Raw genomic sequence first — 15,585 nt, forward strand, 5'->3', positions numbered from 1 at the left:
AGTAAAACGACTTGGCGTATTTATGTCCTACTTTAAAACGATTATAAGTTTATTTAGTGGTAAATTTCCCTACAATAAATGTGAGCAGTAATACTCCAAAAGCAGGTATTAACCAAGCTAACCCATTATCATATAGCGGTAATTGTCCTAAATGTTGATTAATACTCTCAGGAATAATTCCTAAGTGATTTAACGCATCAATGGCACTGAAAACAAAAGTAATGCCAATAACGAAGTTATAGCTTAATTTCAGTGATGGTAAGTAAGGGCGTAATAATTGTAATACCACAAGCATAATCGCCACAGGATAAATTAATAATAATGCAGGAATAGTAATGCGTAATAAATTATCCAAGCCTGTTTCAGAGATAATCGTTGTCATAATCGTGAAAACGACCACCCAAAATGGATAGGTTAAACGGGTTGAGAATTTAGAAAAATAATCTGCGCAGGCACTGGTTACGCCCACTAATGTGGTCATATTCGCTAAGATAACGATACCGCTCATAATCCAAACACCGTATGTACCAAATAACACATCAATATAACGAGAAAAAATCTGTCCACCATTGGTGGCATTAAAAGCAACTTGCTGACTTGTTGCCCCTAAATAAAAGAGTGAAAAATAAAGTCCAGTGAGCAATAACACTGAAATTAAACCTGCAATCAGTGTATATTTAAAAATTTTCTTTTTATCTGATACGCCTTTTGCCGCTAAAGCACGTGCAACTATTCCACCAAAAGCGGTAGCCGCTAATACGTCCATGGTTTGATAACCACTGATTAAGCCTGCACTAAATGCCTTACCGTCAGCATGGCTAGTGTTGGGAGCAACAATATCTGATAAAGGGGCAGTGATTACGCCAATAGCAACCACAATTAATAGAATAAGCAAGGCAGGCGTCATATATTTACCGACACTGGTAATAATAGTGGAACGTTTTAACATAAAAAACATACCGATAATATTAAATATTGCGGCAAATATAAAATGGTTATAGTGGGATTGTTCTGTTAAATTTAAGGGTTGCCAGCCCATTTCATAGGCAACATTGGTAACCCTAGGCATCGCAAAGGTTGAGCCAATAACTAAATAAAGAATAACCCAAAAAGCGATTTCTACCCATTTAGGCAAATCATGGGATAATACCTCGCCACGCCCAATCAAAGTAACCACCACAAGGGTAATAAATGGCATAAGTACACCTGTGAGTACAAAGCCAGAGGCGGAGATTAGCCAGTTTTTGCCAGCCAAAAATCCTTCCATTGGCGGAAAAATAATATTACCAGCACCGAGAAAAAGGGCAAAAATCATCATACCCAAAATAAGAATATCTTTACCTGAAAGCATATTGTTCCTTAGTGTTATTTAGTAGAAAATGATATTATGTTAATCCGTTTTTCATTATCAATGATTGCTCAACAGCAAAATATAATGAAGAACTGAAAAATAGCGATACAATAACACAGACTATGAGAATAAAATAGAGGAAAATATGAAAAAACAGCTAATATTTATTATTTTATCTTTTTTATTGCTGGCTTGTTCAAGCCAATCCCCAACATTACCACAAGCACCGCTTGATATGCAGACAGTGGCAGCTTATAACGCAAAGGTTTATAGCGGTAATACGGTGCCACTTGCACAGCAAAAAGGTTATCAAGAAGTGGATATGCCAATGAATGCGAGCGATAATCAAGGGAAAGTTAAACGCCAATCAATGGGGTCAAACCCTATTATTTTAATGCCATCGGTAGGTTATCATTATTGGCGTTATCGCTAATTGTCATCGTTCCACTTTAAAATATGGAATGACGATAACAAAAAATTTTCTAAAACTCACCGCACTTTTATCGTTAATTTTTGTAGATTTAAGCGAAATAAATAGTTAAAAGCAATTATATTTTTACTCACTAAGTCTTTATACTATTCGCCTAGTGCCAACCTAGGACTAGATAAATGTTATTAATTAAAAATCAGAGAATTTTTCATAACATTCCCTACCTACTGCACAAAAATTTCCTTGATTTTTTACAAGGTTCTTTTTGTGTGGCTTATCTATTTTTGATTAATCTGACTACATTTTCGCTGTTGACTTTCCTTTTCTTGGCAATGTTTTTCCCTTCAATTTCACCATGGCGAGGCTAATATGAGTAGTTTAATCCCTACATTAAAATCTTATATCCGAGATGAAATCATTAAAAAAGGTGGTTGGGTCAATGCCCATGCTCATGCAGATCGAGCATTTACAATGACCCCTGATAATATCCATATTTATCGTACTGCAAATTTGCAACAAAAATGGGATTTGGTTGATGAAATTAAACGCACTTCTAGTGTGGAAGATTATTATGCTCGTTTTAGCCAAGCCATTGAATTGATGATTTCACAAGGGGTAACCGCATTTGGTACTTTTGTGGATATTGATCCTGTTTGTCAAGATCGTGCGATTATTGCGGCTCACCGAGCAAGAGAAGTGTATAAAAATGATATTGTGCTTAAATTCGCCAATCAAACCTTAAAAGGGGTCATTGATCCTGTGGCAAAACAATGGTTTGATATTGGGGCGGATATGGTGGATATGATTGGTGGTTTGCCTTATCGTGATGAATTAGATTATGGTAAGGGATTAGAGGCAATGGATATTTTACTTGAGGCAGCCAAATCTCGTGGAATTATGTGCCATGTACATGTGGATCAATTTAACACCCCTACGGAAAAAGAAACGGAACAGCTTTGCGATAAAACCATTGAACATGGTATGCAAGGTAGGGTGGTGGCAATTCATGGCATATCCATTGGTTCTCATACTAAGAATTATCGCTATGCTTTATATGAAAAAATGCGACAAGCCAAAATGATGATGATCGCTTGTCCAATGGCGTGGATTGATAGTAATCGTAAAGAGGAATTAATGCCATTTCATAATGCGTTGACCCCTGCTGATGAAATGATCCCAGAAGGAATTACGGTGGCGATTGGAACGGATAATATTTGTGATTATATGGTGCCGTTATGCGAGGGCGATATGTGGCAAGAATTGAGCTTATTATCCGCAGGTTGCCGTTTTCCTGATTTAGATGCCATGGTAGAAATCGCTAGTACCAATGGGCGTAAGGTGTTGGGGTTAGAGGTTTAAGTGAGAAAAGACGGCGTATTATTTATACGCCGTTTTAATAGTTGTTCCCTTAGAACGATAGAATAATTTTGGCTGTTTGAGCATAGCGAGTTCCAAAATTATTCTATCGTTCTTAGTGAAAGGCTGGAAAAAGGCTTTTTCTAGGGGGCGTGTTTCTTTGTCTACTTTCTTTACACGAGTAAAGAAAGTAGGTCGCACGAATGTGCGAAATACATTTGTGAAGTCGGAGAAATAAAAGTGAAAAATAATTTAAAAACCCACCGCACTTTAACAATCTCATTGTACCAACTTGTCTCATTTTTTATTGAAACAACAATATTGAGTTATTTATTCTTTTGTGCTAACTGGTAACGCCAAACTGTCCAACTATAAACCACTAAGATAATGAAAACCACAATGGATACTAGCCAAATAGCATATTGTTGAAAGATTTTACAAGCCATTACACTAATGATTACCCCACAGATAAAACTGATAATAAGATAACTATAATTGACCGCAATATGCCTTAAATTCGCCTTTTTCTCTTGATGATATTCATACCAACTATTTAGCATTTTGCGATAATTTCCTGAGGCAACCATAACTGTATAGGGTTTGTCTTCAATTTTGCCGTCATTAAAGGTTTGCATAACTAATCCTGTACCAAATGCCAATAACGCCACTTGAATAAATGGAAGTCCCACTAGGAAAGGTACACATAAGCTAAACAACAAAAATAGCGTGATAGTATAGCTACGCCAATAGGCATTGTTGGCTTTTCGTTTTACCCTTGCCCCATAAACGAAGCCAAGGGTAAAAAACAGCAATGATTGTGCTTTAGCAAGAAATTCAGGAAAATTGCCATTGAGTAAATCATTTGCCATTAAAATAAAATTGCCTGTTTGTGTCGCCACTAATGATTGAAATTGTGAGTGGCTATAAACATCAGCTGAGCCACTAATAAATGCCAAAAGAATGGCAATCAGGCGGCTATCTTGTGGCATAACTTTTACTATATTTACCATATTACGAGTTAATTTTGGCTAAAATTAATTGGCTAAGTAAGTGAATATGCTCAGGTGTGCTATTGAGAGCAGGAATATAATGATAATCTTTTCCACCTGCTTGCAGGAAAATATCACGATTTTCTTCCGCAATTTCTTCTAGTGTTTCTAAACAATCAGTTGCAAACCCTGCACAAATCACTTGAATTGCATTGATCCCTTGTTGCGGTGCTTGCTGTAAAAATTCATCAGTATAAGGTTGTAGCCAAGGTTCTTTACCAAAACGTGATTGAAAGGTTAGGTTCCATTGGTGCTTATCCAGTCCTAATTTCTCTGCTACCGCTTGCGCTGTGGCTAAACAATGTTGGCGGTAATAATCGCCCTCTTGCTCGTAACGCACAGGAATACCATGGAAAGAAAACAATAAGAAATCCTTTAAACCTGTTTGGCTTATGCTATCCGCTAAGGCTTGAATATATTGCGGTTCAAGATGATAAGAATGAATAAAATCAAAAGGAGGAATATAGCGGTGTGTTTGTAAACTTTGTGCAAAAGCATCAAAGACCGAGGCGGTAGTGGTGCTACTATATTGAGGATAAAGCGGAAGTACAATGATTTGATCCACTTTTTGTTGCATTAGATTATCTACTCCTTGTTGCATACTGGGTTCGCCATAGGTCATCACAAGCTCTACTTGAGCTTGAATCCCTTGTTCAATTAAGGATTGCTGTAATAAGGTTTGTTGTTGGCGACCTATTGCTAATAAAGGCGAGCCTTTAGGTGTCCAAATACGTTGATAATTTTGCGCTACCCATTTACTACGTTTCGGTAAGATAAGCCCTTTCAAGATAGGTAGCCATTTCCAACGTGGTAAATCAATCACACGAGGATCGCTAAGAAACTGTTGTAAATAACGGCTCACTGCTTTTGCCGTTGGTTGAGCAGGGGTGCCAAGATTGGCTAATAAAATTCCAATTTTCTTTGTCATATTTTTATTACCGAAAGGGTTAAACGTGCTACACAGCAATGCTGTTGTTGCTCATCATAAACATCAATATGCCACACTTGCTGATTTTTGCCTAAACGGATTGGGCTAGCGGTAGCCTTGACTGAACCAGATTTTACAGGGCGTAAATGGCTAGCGTTAATTTCGCTTCCCACTGTGATAAATCCCTCCGCAACGCTACAAAATCCCGCCATAGATCCTACTGTTTCAGCAAGGGCAACCGTTAATCCACCATGTAATACGCCAAAAGGTTGTTTGGTATGTTGATTAACGGGCATTGTGGCGGTTAGGCTGTTATCATCTTTATGGCTAAAATAAATCCCTAAATGGCTGACAGCACAATGCTGATTAAATTGGTTCATTTGTTCAAGGGTATAATTTTTTTGCCAAATCATCTTGTTACCTCAAATAAACTGAGCAAGGCTTGCACAGGGTGTTTAGGCTGCCAATGTGCCATGCGTTTCACTTGACTACGGCAAGAATAGCCTGTTGCCAAGCAATAGGCAGGATCTTTATCCGCCAGCTTACTTGCCCAAGAGGATTGGTAAATTTGTTTTGACATGGCAATATGTTGGGTTTCATGCCCAAATGTCCCAGCCATGCCGCAACAACCGACTTTTTCAGTATTAAGTTGTTGATTAAACAAGGCAAAAATTTCTTGCCATTCTTTAGGACTATTCGGCATTGCGGTACTTTCCGTGCAATGTGGGAAAAGATACCAAGTGTGCGGGGTAAAAGTGCGGTGGTTTTTTAATTTATTTTTGAGTTCCCCATTATGCAGTTGAGTTTTGAGCCATTCGTGGGCGGTAAGCACATGAAAATCGCCGCGTTTATCGCCAAGAATTTCTTTGTATTCATCACGATAAGATAGCACTATGGCAGGATCAACCCCCACTAACGGCACACCAAAATGTGCCATTCTATTGAGAAAATCCGCTTGATTTTGGGCAGTTTTGGCAAAACGGGTAAGAAAGCCTTTAATGTGCTGTGCTTTGCCATTCGGTTTAAAAGGCAAGACCACAGGCTTGAAGCCAAGTTGTTGGCAAAGTTGCACAAAATCAGCCACCACTTTGGCATCATAATAAGAGGTAAAGGGATCTTGTACCACAAATAAAATTTTTTGTTTTTCCACCGCACTTAATTGCTCAAGTTGCTCAAGGGATAAACCTTGATACTGAATATTGACTAATTGCTGTTGCAATGAGGGGCTAGAAAGTTGCGGTAAATCCACCATACCTAGCATTTTTTCTGCCAAAGGAGCAACAAATTTTGCCCCAGTTAATAAATTAAATAATTTCGCTTGTTTTGCCATTAAGGGCGCAACATATTCCACATTTGCCACCACATAATCTTTTACTGGGCGTAAATAACGGCTATGGTAAAAATGGAAAAATTTTGCTCGGAAACTTGGCACATCAATCTTAATTGGACATTGACTGGCACAGGCTTTACAAGCCAAACAGGTATCCATTGCTTGTTTTACTTCATGGGAGAAATCATATTGTCCACGCCATTTTTGCAAAGAATAACGCACTTTTTTGACTAAATCGGTAAGTTTAATTTCTGTGTTGGCAAAATCTAATTGTTCAGGACGTACTTGCTGATTTGCCATAAGACGCAACCACTCACGAATGATCGCCGCTCGCCCTTTGGGAGAATAAAGACGATTTTTACTCACTTTCATAGACGGACACATGGCACTATGTACATCAAAATTAAAGCATAACCCATTACCATTACAATTTATTGCACCATGAAACTCTTGTTTCATTTGGATCGGAATTTGCCGATCAAAATCGGCTCGCATTGGCGAAAGAATAGAATAAAGTTCATCAGAGTTATTTAATGGCGTACAGATTTTACCGGGGTTTAAGCGATTGTCAGGATCAAATAGGGTTTTAATATAGCGAAGCTCTTGCCATAATTCAGGGGTAAAATAACGATCGCTGTATTGGGAACGCACACCTTTACCATGCTCGCCCCAAATTAAACCGCCATATTTCAGCGTAAGTTCAACCACTTGATCGGAAATCTGTTTAAACAGTTGTACCTGTTGTGGATCGCATAAATCAAGGGCAGGGCGAACATGTAACACCCCAGCGTCCACATGCCCAAACATACCATAATCTAATTGATGCTGATCCAATAAGCCACGAAATTCCGCAATATAATCTGCTAAATTTTCTGGCGGTACACAGGTATCTTCCACAAAAGGAATAGGCTTTGCATTTCCTTTGGCATTACCCAATAAGCCCACTGCTTTTTTTCGCATTGCATAAATACGTTCAATAGAGGCAAGATCAGAACACACTTGATAACCGATAATATCATCTTGTTGTTGAGCGATTTTTTGTTCTAATTGCTGACATAGATGCTTAACTTGTTTCTCTAATAGGGCTTGATTATTGCCAGCATATTCCACAATATTTAAGCCTAAAATAGGATCTTGTTTATCTTCTTGTAATAATTGTTGCACCGAATGCCAAATAATATCCTCTTTGGCTAAATTTAATACCTTAGAATCCACCGTTTCTACCGATAACGCATTGGCTTTCACCATAAAAGGGGCATTGCGTAAAGCGGAATCAAAGGAACGATATTTGATATTAATCAGCGTACGGTATTTGGGAATTGGGGTAAGATTAAGGGTTGCCTCGGCAATAAAGGCTAAAGAGCCTTCTGAACCTGTCAAAATACGGGTTAAATTAAATTCACTTTCATCATGATTAAACACATTTTTTAGATCATACCCTGTTAAAAAACGATTTAATTGTGGCAAATCTCGTAAAATTTGTGAACGTTTTTGTTTACAGTGTTGATAGACTTCTTGGTGTAAATGTTTGCCATAACGAGAAAGCGTGCTTTGCTCAAGTGCGGTATGAAAATCAGCTGTTTTTAATGCTTGAGTTTGTAACACTTCGCCATTCATTAGCACCGCTTTAAGGGCTAAAACATGATCGGAGGTTTTGCCATATTGCAATGAACCTTGCCCAGAGGCATCAGTATTGATCATACCACCAATGGTGGCTCGGTTACTGGTAGAAAGTTCAGGGGAAAAGAATAAACCATAGGGTTTAAGAAATTGATTTAATTGATCTTTTACTACGCCTGCTTGTACTCGTACCCAGCGTTGTTCAATATTCAATTCAAGAATATTGGTCATATAACGTGATAGATCAATAATGATATTATTATTGATCGCCTGCCCATTCGTCCCTGTTCCGCCCCCTCTTGGGGTAAAGGTTAAACTTTGATAGTTCTCTTTTTGGGCAAGTTTAGTAATAATAACAATATCAGCAATGGACTTTGGAAATAAAATGGCTTGAGGTAACTGCTGATAAACGCTGTTATCGGTAGCAAGGCTAAGGCGATCGGCATAATGAGTGGCAATATCACCAGCAAAATGTTGTTGAGATAACTCCGTTAAGTAATTACTGACTAAAGAAGATAATTGAGGTACATCTTGTAAACAGGGGATCATGACTATTACTCTAACAATACAATGATAATAAACAACGCATTGTTGCATTCTACCATAGGATTTTAGTTTTAAAATGCCAATCTGTCTAATCTACAAAATTAACAAAGATTTAATTTGCATATTGAATTAATGGTTAAATGAATAGATTTTAAGAGAATAATAAGGAAATTCATGATCTAAAATGCAATTTTATACAAAAATATACAATAATTTTCACTTCTTGATTTAAAAAAATTGATTTTCTGCTTTGTACAGGGGATAATAGGCGCTAACTTTTTGAAGTAGTACTTTTAGTTTTTTAGACTTTAAAGTTACTTATTAATTTCAAAAGGCAAAGGGAATCCATTTCAAACAGTTAGAGTTGCTATTATAATAAAAGTTCATTTTATTAGCATAGTTTTCTAACAGGTTGTAAGGATACACAATCAATCGGTTGTGTTTAGGTTTAGCTAATCTCAGCTGATACTTTAAATTTTAGATGACTAATTAAGAGGAACATCAAATGAAAAAAACTGCAATCGCATTAGCCGTTGCTGGTTTAGCAGTAGCATCTGTGGCTCAAGCAGCTCCACAGCCTAATACTTTTTATGTAGGTGCCAAAGCAGGTTGGGCATCTTTCCATGACGGTTTAGGACAATTTGAATCTGAAACTAATGGAACTAAACGTAATTCTGTAACCTATGGTGTATTTGGTGGTTATCAAATTACTGACAACTTTGCAGTAGAAGTAGGTTATGACGATTTTGGTCGTGCTAAATTCACTACTTATGGTCAAGTGGATTCTAAACATACTAACCATGGTGCGCATGTTAGCTTAAAAGCAAGTTATCCTGTACTTGAAGGTTTAGATGTGTATGCTCGTGTTGGTGCAGCATTAGTACGTTCAGACTACAAAATTTCTAAAGGTTTTGAATCTGATAATGCGTGGGGTTATCGTCAACATAGTTTAAAAACCTCTGCAGTATTTGCAGGTGGTTTAGAGTATAACTTACCATCATTACCACAATTAGCATTACGTGTTGAATATCAATGGTTAAATAATGTAGGTAAATTGGAAGATGCTGATGGTAATCGTGTAGATTATCGTCCAGATATCGGTTCTGTAAGTGCTGGTTTATCTTACCGTTTCGGTCAAACTCAACAACCAGTTGCACCTGAAATCGTAACTAAGACTTTTGCGTTTGATTCAGATGTATTATTCGCATTTGGCAAAGCAGACTTAAAAGATAGCTCAATTTCTTCACTTGACGGTGTTTACGGCGAAATCGCTAAATTCAATGCACCAGTGGTAAATGTTGCAGGTTATACTGACCGTATCGGTTCTGATGCTTACAACTTAAAATTATCACAACAACGTGCTGAAACTGTGGCTAATTACCTAGTATCTAAAGGTGTTGCTCCACAAACTATCAGCGCTACTGGTTATGGTAAAGCTAACCCTGTAACTGGCAACACTTGTGATGCCGTTAAAGGTCGTAAAGCATTAATCGCTTGTTTAGCACCAGACCGTCGTGTTGAAGTTTCTGTACAAGGATCTCAAACTATCGTTATGTAATAACGTTTAGGTCATAAAAAATCCCAGCTTAAGCTGGGATTTTTCATTTTATAGTCGTTTCACTTTAAAAATAGGTAGTTGTCTTTTGGGTTTCTATCAGCATACTTTTCAGATCACTATCCCATATCAATAATAGAATACATTTAATGCTGGTTCGAGGTTGTAGTATTGCTGACATTGTTGTTATTGAAAAGATAAGCAAATACAAAGTGCTAGATGTATTGGTTCAATCTAAACATCAGATGTAAACATTATACGGTTAATATTGAGGGTAATAATAACCGATTTAGATAAAGGCTTAGGCGAGTATTTAGGAAAACTTGCTGTTTTTCTAAGAAATTAATTAATCACTTTAAAGCCTTTGATTTGTTGTTTCACTATGTCAATTATGGCTGGGTCTAGTAAGCATGCTTTTTGAGCCAGTGCCAAATATTATTATGGATACTACTTTCTTTAAGCGAAATTTTAGTGTCTTAGTGTTAATGGATAGTTTTACAGCAAAAGTGATTTATCATCAAATCGTGAAAACAGAAAAAGATATTTATTATCAAGCAGCATTAAATCGCTTAAGAGAAAAAGAATATATTATTCAATCAATTACCTGCAATGATCGTCGTGGGTTATTAAAATAAATGTTCAATACATCTATTCAAATGTATCATTTTCATTTTGTTGCAATGGTAAAGAATAAAGAAAGTTAAGAAAAAAACATAAATTTCTAGTAGGAAAGGAATTAAAAGTCATTGTGAAAATATTAAAAGAAAGCCAAAAGCATGATTTTTTCGTCGTCTGCATTATTGGTATTTAAACAGCAATATTATTTGAATGAGCGCTCAGATAAATATAATAAAAAAACAATTTTCATTATAAACATAAAGAATTAAGATGGGCATTAGTGAGCATTAAATATTGAAAAAACAACAAATCGGTTAGAAGGTTTATTTAGTAAACTTAAGCGGAAAGTAATTAATCATAATGGATTAAGTAGAAAACATAATATTATGTTTATAAAGGATTTTTTAACAAAAATAGTTGCTAACAATTTGAGGAAATTATTATTAGCAACTATTTTGTTCATTACACCGATAGAAATAACTTAAGCAAAAAATAAATCAAAATCCTACCGCACTTTTGCGGGTATCAATGTAATATCTTTTTCAATTTATAATACCAATAACCATAACCGCAATGGATAGTGCGGTTAAAATCTTCAATGTTTTTAAAGGCTTCGCAATCAAGTCGGTAAATACTGTTACGATTAAGTTTTAATCCATTCGCTCCTTTTTTAGTGGTAACAAAGGTATCTACCCCGAGTTGTTTGAGGTAGTTTTTACTCGTTCGGCAACGTTGTCCCCAAGGATAAGCTAGTGCGGTAGCATTATAGCCTAGATATTGTTTTATAAGCCGTTGATTTTGTTCTATTTCATCACGAATATAAGCAAGAAATTGTTTTTTGCTTACAGGGCTAAAGTAATGTTTTTGCTGTTGTTTAAAATGCTGAGTGAGCCATAGCCGCCGTTGTTTTAAGGATTTTTGTTGAAATGCCTTTTGTTGTGTTATGTTTTGATACTTCGTTATAAAATCTTTATGTGGCAAATACCCTTTTACGGCAAGACGACTTCTAAATTTAAACAAGGGTAAGCCATTAAATTGTTGAGAATGTTGTTGTTTATGGTACAACCCTTTAAAAAATAGATTAAAACTTTCTCGTTTTAGATAATCAGAAGTTGTTTGATCGTAAAAACCTGTTACTTCAGTGTTTTTAGGAATGAGGCTATGTGAATGTGTATGTAGCTGAAAATCAATCAGTCCGCTGTTATACATTTCTTGAATTTGTTGCCAAGTTAAATAGTTATCATCAATATCAATATATTTGGTATTAAGAAATATGGTTGCTTTGAGATTAAATTGTTTAAGAATAGGGTAAGCAAGTTCATAATTGCTACGATAACCGTCATCAAAGGTAATTAATATGCTATTCGCAGGTAATTGGTAATTGTTGTCTTTAAGTTGTTGAAAGGTAAAGGTTTGGTAGTCTTTGAGTTTTTCCATTTGTTGAGCAAAATCTTGCACAAATACCCCATGCAAATTATTTTCAGGGTTGATGTGATGATACATTAAACAATGGATAAAGGCTTTTTTACGGCGAGCTAAGTATAAATATCCGCTTAATAAGATTAGGCTAATAATGAATAAAATCCACAACATAATAATTAATCGGCAAAAAATTGATGATTTTGGCGAAAGACTTCTAGAAATAATCCCAAAGGTGGTGTTGCGGAGCTTTCTGCTTGATAGTCCGCATTGTATTTTTGATAATTTCCTTTATTATCAATATGATACTGTGTCCCATTAGGGGTAATAATCACTTTCCAACGATAATTGCCAGCAATAACCCAATTAAATTGACGTTCTGGGGTAAATAGGTTTTCGCCTTGACTATAAGTATTTGCTGGGTTTTGTACCCCATAAAGGGGCAATAGTGTGGCTAGTAGATCAACATGGCTGGTAAGTTTATTAATTTTACCTACTGGCAAATGATCGCCATAGATAATCAAAGGCACTTGAATTTGCTGGCGAGAAAAGTTGTCTTGCTTTGCGTTGTTATTAAAGCTGTATCCATATTCTGCCGTAATGACCACAAGGGTATTTGAGCCAATTTGGCTTAATAATGGCGCTAGAGCTTGATCTAGTTTGTTTAATTCAGCGTAGTATGCCGTTGGCTCAAGGTTATTTGCAATGTTGAGATCCAAATAAGCAAAAAGGGGTTGTTGCTGAGTTAGGGCATTATGATACCATTGTTGTAAAGCTTGTATGGCTTCAATATCGGTTTGATTGGCTTGATTATGCACTGTTATTTGTTGCAAAATCCCTTGGCGAAATAAAAATTGGTTGAAGTTATTATCTGAAAATAAACCAATTTGATAATGCTGTTGTTGGGCTAATTGCAATAGCAATGAACCAAGATGGGCATTTAATAAACTATCCACATAGTTAGCGTTAAGTCCATAAAATAATCCGGCTAAGGCTGTATTGGCATTATTGCCTGTGCTGTAATGGTTAGTAAATTCACTCGCCTGACTAGCAAATTGATTTAGAGCAGGCATAGTTGTTGGGTCAATAGCATCATAACGTAAGCCTGCAATAGTAATAAATAAAATATTTTGTGCCTGATGAGCAGGATCAACTATTAAGGGCTGTTTAGGATAATCCAATTTTGCGGCATCTAATCGCCCTTGTTGTTGAATGGTTTGGCTATATTCTTGTTTATCTAGGAAGCCATGCTTTTGTAAAAATGAACGTGCGGTCATTGGGTAAGACAGCGGAAAATTTGATTTTTGCATGGTAATAGGGCGATAAAATACCGCATCAGCCCAAGTATAGATTAGGTGAGTAGCGATAAAACAGCCAAAGAAAAGAGGTGCTATCCAAGTTCGCCATTTTTGCCGATTTAAACTACGTAATTTATACCAAGACCAACGAGAAAAAACCATTTCAGTCAGCAGAATTAATGGCATAAAGGCAAAAAAGATTTGCCAGCTACGAGCTAACTCGCCGTTTTCAGGATTAACCAATAAATTCCATACTACAGAGGATAAGTGGAAATTAAATTCAGCAAAAACTTGGGTATCTATCAACAAAATACTGATACATAATGTGGCAATAATCACACTTAATCCACGAAAAGTGCGGTGATTTTTGACAATAAAACTAAGCGGAAAAATAATCAGCAAATAGAACGCAAACACCACAAAACTAAAATGTCCAAGTATGCTGATGAAAAAATAAACCCGTCCAAATAGAGTATCGGGCCAATCAATTAAAAAGGCATAGCGTGAGCCAATAATAATTGCCCAAATAATATTGAAAAAAGCAAACCAATGTCCCCACGAAATTTTTTGTGAGGTATCTTCTTTATATTGTCTGCTTACTTTAATCATTGAGTTGCTATTTCTCAGGTTGAACTGAATTGAGTAATGCCTTGGCAAAGGCTTGTGCTAAAGCGATTCGTTGCTGTTCACCAACATTATTTATCAGTAAATTTGAAGTCATATTGCCTAATAATATTAGTGATAAATCCACAGAGGCTTGATGTTTTTCTAACACAGCGATCATTTCTGCGAGTATATTGTTAATTTGTTGATCAGTATATTTTGATGTCTTTGCCATAATATTCTATATCATTTTCTTGAATCAATAACCCAACAATATTAGCATATTTTATTCCTGTTTTAGTTAAAAAAGTAGGAAGAATTGCATTATAATGCTAAAAATTTTTACTTATTTGAGAACCTTATTATTATGAGTATAAATGTTAAACAAATTGTCTTACACCAGTTAGTCCTTGCTAATCAAACGGAACAAGACAGCCAACAAGCGGAAAATCAATCGCCCTTAGATGTGCAATTACGACAAGAATTGCTACCTATTAATGCTGAAGTGCAACAAATGATGTTGCTATTGCATCAAGGTTACCAAAATAAAGCGAAAGGTTATGGGGTTTTCCAACCTTCTTCACTTTTTGCACAATGGTTAAATGGTTTATTAGAACAAGAGAAGGATTTTCTTACCTTTAGTCATCAATCAGCGAAGTTATTGGCAACGGAATTAAGCAAATATGCCTTTGCCGATAGTGGAACTTTTATTTTATGCCAATATAATTTTTTAGCTACTGAGTATTTATTTCTCGCCTTATTGGATAGCCGATCCAGTATGTTAGTGGACGATAATTTAGAAATTCATCGTACTCAATATTTAGACATTAACCAATTTGATATTGCTTGCCGCATTAATTTGACGGAATTACAAGTCAATGCAAATTCTAATCGTTACCTAACCTTTGTTAAGGGACGAGTGGGACGCAAAGTAAGTGACTTCTTTTTAGATTTTCTTGGTGCGGAAACAGGGCTTGATCCACAGCTACAAAATCAATGTTTATTGCAAGCGGTTGATGATTATTGTGAGCAAGGCGAGCTAAATAAAGAGCAAACTAGAGCAGTAAAAAAACAGGTTTTTGATTATTGCAAAGGACAAATAAATGCAGGCGATGAAATCGCTTTACGGGAACTTTCTGACAATATGCCGACTCTAAATCAACAGCCTTTTGCTGAGTTTACCGCACAACAAGATTATGGTTTAGAACAAAGCATACCACCAGTGCGTTCAGCGTTGAAAAGTTTAACCAAATTTTCAGGTTCAGGAAAAGGCATAACGATTAGCTTTGATGCCGCATTATTAAATTCTCGTATTTATTGGGACGCCAATACGGATACGCTTACCATAAAGGGTATTCCGCCAAATTTGCGTGATCAATTAGAGAAACAAAAAGATTAATTGGTGATAATTGGTTGGCTTTCAAACTAAGTTTAGGTATTATCAACAACAATATTTTATGATAACAAGGTAAAAGGTAAGAT

General features: G+C 36.2%; 13 protein-coding genes and 1 pseudogene. 6 read left to right on the plus strand and 8 right to left on the minus strand.

Features of this window, described 5'->3' with window-relative positions; all coding sequences use genetic code 11:
- Positions 1-49 precede the first annotated feature (49 nt).
- The gene (gene brnQ, locus A6A20_RS09970) at positions 50-1,351 is read right to left on the minus strand and encodes a branched-chain amino acid transport system II carrier protein (RefSeq protein WP_279573281.1); all 1,302 of its coding nucleotides are present in this window, start codon (positions 1,349-1,351) and stop codon (positions 50-52) included.
- 145 nt (positions 1,352-1,496) lie between these two features.
- Here brnQ and A6A20_RS09975 point away from each other — a divergent pair, with 145 nt between their 5' ends.
- Both A6A20_RS09975 and A6A20_RS09980 read left to right on the plus strand, forming a co-directional pair.
- The gene (locus A6A20_RS09975; RefSeq protein WP_279573282.1) at positions 1,497-1,784 is read left to right on the plus strand and encodes a hypothetical protein; all 288 of its coding nucleotides are present in this window, start codon (positions 1,497-1,499) and stop codon (positions 1,782-1,784) included.
- Between the two features lie 366 nt (positions 1,785-2,150).
- A complete protein-coding gene (locus tag A6A20_RS09980) occupies positions 2,151-3,140 on the plus strand; it encodes an amidohydrolase family protein (protein ID WP_279573283.1) in 990 nt (329 codons plus the stop codon).
- Between the two features lie 323 nt (positions 3,141-3,463).
- Here the strand turns inward: A6A20_RS09980 and A6A20_RS09985 are convergent, their stop codons facing one another.
- The 4 genes from A6A20_RS09985 to ydiJ are packed head-to-tail and all read right to left on the minus strand — an operon-like array spanning position 3,464 to position 8,613.
- A complete protein-coding gene (locus tag A6A20_RS09985) occupies positions 3,464-4,126 on the minus strand; it encodes a YoaK family protein (protein ID WP_279573284.1) in 663 nt (220 codons plus the stop codon).
- Positions 4,127-4,148: 22 nt separating this feature from the next.
- Positions 4,149-5,114, minus strand: coding sequence for a ferrochelatase (gene hemH, locus A6A20_RS09990; RefSeq protein WP_279573285.1), 966 nt, complete (start codon positions 5,112-5,114; stop codon positions 4,149-4,151).
- Positions 5,111-5,527: a hotdog fold thioesterase gene (locus A6A20_RS09995; protein ID WP_279573286.1), complete on the minus strand. Its 417-nt coding sequence runs from the start codon at positions 5,525-5,527 to the stop codon at positions 5,111-5,113. Before A6A20_RS09995 ends, hemH begins: the two co-directional genes overlap by 4 nt.
- On the minus strand, positions 5,524-8,613 hold the full coding sequence (gene ydiJ, locus A6A20_RS10000; RefSeq protein WP_279573786.1) for a D-2-hydroxyglutarate dehydrogenase YdiJ: 3,090 nt from the start codon (positions 8,611-8,613) through the stop codon (positions 5,524-5,526). Before ydiJ ends, A6A20_RS09995 begins: the two co-directional genes overlap by 4 nt.
- A 502-nt stretch (positions 8,614-9,115) precedes the next feature.
- Between ydiJ and ompA the strand changes: the two genes are divergently transcribed.
- From ompA to A6A20_RS10015, 3 genes and pseudogenes are all read left to right on the plus strand, one after another.
- Positions 9,116-10,168, plus strand: coding sequence for a porin OmpA (ompA, locus tag A6A20_RS10005; protein ID WP_279573287.1), 1,053 nt, complete (start codon positions 9,116-9,118; stop codon positions 10,166-10,168).
- Between the two features lie 246 nt (positions 10,169-10,414).
- A pseudogene (locus A6A20_RS10010) lies at positions 10,415-10,570 on the plus strand (IS1 family transposase); the annotation flags it as partial.
- 5 nt (positions 10,571-10,575) lie between these two features.
- Positions 10,576-10,800 carry a transposase gene (locus A6A20_RS10015; RefSeq protein WP_279573288.1) on the plus strand — a complete coding sequence of 75 codons (225 nt, stop codon included), beginning with the start codon at positions 10,576-10,578 and terminating at the stop codon, positions 10,798-10,800.
- 508 nt (positions 10,801-11,308) lie between these two features.
- Here the strand turns inward: A6A20_RS10015 and A6A20_RS10020 are convergent.
- From A6A20_RS10020 to A6A20_RS10030, 3 genes are read right to left on the minus strand one after another with little or no spacing between them, the layout of a single operon-like run.
- Positions 11,309-12,376, minus strand: a complete 1,068-nt coding sequence (locus A6A20_RS10020) for a polysaccharide deacetylase family protein (RefSeq protein WP_279573289.1) — start codon at positions 12,374-12,376, stop codon at positions 11,309-11,311.
- Positions 12,377-12,381: 5 nt separating this feature from the next.
- Entirely contained in the window at positions 12,382-14,109 is a 1,728-nt protein-coding gene (locus A6A20_RS10025) for a DUF3413 domain-containing protein (RefSeq protein ID WP_279573290.1), read from the minus strand.
- Positions 14,110-14,116: 7 nt separating this feature from the next.
- The gene (locus tag A6A20_RS10030; RefSeq protein WP_279573291.1) at positions 14,117-14,338 is read right to left on the minus strand and encodes a YejL family protein; all 222 of its coding nucleotides are present in this window, start codon (positions 14,336-14,338) and stop codon (positions 14,117-14,119) included.
- Between the two features lie 132 nt (positions 14,339-14,470).
- On the opposite strand from A6A20_RS10030, the gene yejK reads away from it, so the two are divergent.
- A complete protein-coding gene (gene yejK / locus A6A20_RS10035; protein WP_279573292.1) occupies positions 14,471-15,502 on the plus strand; it encodes a nucleoid-associated protein YejK in 1,032 nt (343 codons plus the stop codon).
- Positions 15,503-15,585 lie beyond the last annotated feature (83 nt).

Source organism: Volucribacter amazonae, from assembly GCF_029783845.1.
Taxonomy (GTDB): Bacteria; Pseudomonadota; Gammaproteobacteria; order Enterobacterales; family Pasteurellaceae; genus Volucribacter; species Volucribacter amazonae.

Bases quoted from the DNA above. Each gene is read 5' to 3' on its own strand.
- A6A20_RS10020 (WP_279573289.1), bottom strand. From the start codon at position 12,376: ATGTTGTGGATTTTATTCATTATTAGCCTAATCTTATTAAGCGGATAT.
- A6A20_RS09980 (WP_279573283.1), top strand. From the start codon at position 2,151: ATGAGTAGTTTAATCCCTACATTAAAATCTTATATCCGAGATGAAATC.
- hemH (WP_279573285.1), bottom strand. From the start codon at position 5,114: ATGACAAAGAAAATTGGAATTTTATTAGCCAATCTTGGCACCCCTGCT.
- A6A20_RS10025 (WP_279573290.1), bottom strand. From the start codon at position 14,109: ATGATTAAAGTAAGCAGACAATATAAAGAAGATACCTCACAAAAAATT.
- ydiJ (WP_279573786.1), bottom strand. From the start codon at position 8,613: ATGATCCCCTGTTTACAAGATGTACCTCAATTATCTTCTTTAGTCAGT.
- A6A20_RS10030 (WP_279573291.1), bottom strand. From the start codon at position 14,338: ATGGCAAAGACATCAAAATATACTGATCAACAAATTAACAATATACTC.
- yejK (WP_279573292.1), top strand. From the start codon at position 14,471: ATGAGTATAAATGTTAAACAAATTGTCTTACACCAGTTAGTCCTTGCT.
- ompA (WP_279573287.1), top strand. From the start codon at position 9,116: ATGAAAAAAACTGCAATCGCATTAGCCGTTGCTGGTTTAGCAGTAGCA.
- A6A20_RS09975 (WP_279573282.1), top strand. From the start codon at position 1,497: ATGAAAAAACAGCTAATATTTATTATTTTATCTTTTTTATTGCTGGCT.
- A6A20_RS10015 (WP_279573288.1), top strand. From the start codon at position 10,576: ATGCTTTTTGAGCCAGTGCCAAATATTATTATGGATACTACTTTCTTT.
- brnQ (WP_279573281.1), bottom strand. From the start codon at position 1,351: ATGCTTTCAGGTAAAGATATTCTTATTTTGGGTATGATGATTTTTGCC.
- A6A20_RS09995 (WP_279573286.1), bottom strand. From the start codon at position 5,527: ATGATTTGGCAAAAAAATTATACCCTTGAACAAATGAACCAATTTAAT.
- A6A20_RS09985 (WP_279573284.1), bottom strand. From the start codon at position 4,126: ATGCCACAAGATAGCCGCCTGATTGCCATTCTTTTGGCATTTATTAGT.